This is a genomic window from Streptomyces sp. AC555_RSS877 (assembly GCF_019049245.1).
GTDB lineage: Bacteria > Actinomycetota > Actinomycetes > Streptomycetales > Streptomycetaceae > Streptomyces.
Genome location: NZ_JAGMUK010000211.1, coordinates 1 through 834 on the forward strand (window position 1 = coordinate 1; position 834 = coordinate 834).

The following is an 834-nucleotide window of genomic DNA, read 5'->3' on the forward strand; positions in this document are numbered from 1 at the left end:
ATACGGCTCCCCGTCCGCCACCGCGAACACCGTCCGCAGCACCTCATGCCGCCCCAGCACATCCAACAGCGCGCGCTCCAACGCCCGCCGGTCCAGCCGGCCGGTCAGCCGCAAGCCCACCGGCTGGTTGTAGGTCGCGCTCGATCCCTCCAACTGCCCAAGGAACCACAACCGGCGCTGCGCGAACGACAACGGCACCCGCTCCGGACGCACCCCCGCCACCAAAGCCGGACGCGCCACACCCCCCTGACCCAACCGACCCGCAAGCCCCGCCGGCGTCGGCACCTCGAACAACGTGCGCAGCCCCACCTCCACACCCAAAACCGCACGCACCCGACTCACCAGACGCGTCGCCAACAGCGAATGCCCACCCAGCGCAAAGAAATCGTCATCCACACCCACCTGCTCCAGGCCCAGAACCTGCGCGAAGGCCTGACACAGAATCTCCTCCTGCACCGACGCCGGCACCCGGCCCCCACCCGCCCTGAGCACCGGAGCGGGCAGCGCCTTACGGTCCAGCTTCCCGTTCACCGTCAACGGCAACTCACCCAGCACCACCACCGCCGACGGCACCATGTACTCCGGCAACCGCCCCGCCGTGAAATCACGCAGCTCGGAACTCGTAGCGTCACCGACCACGTAGGCGACGAGGCGCTTGTCACCCGGGGTGTCCTCCCGCACCACCACCGCCACCTGCCCGACCTGCGGGTGAGCGGCCAGAGTCGCCTGGACCTCACCCGGCTCGATCCGGAAACCACGGATCTTCACCTGCTCATCCGCACGGCCGACGAACAGCAACTGCCCCTCCGCCGTCCAACGGGCACGGTCCCCCGT

At 69.4% G+C, this 834-nt stretch carries 1 protein-coding gene; it reads right to left on the minus strand.

Annotated elements, in window-relative coordinates; genetic code table 11:
* Positions 1-834 (minus strand): phosphopantetheine-binding protein (locus KUM49_RS42415; protein ID WP_254402638.1); only part of this gene is annotated, 834 nt, incomplete at both ends.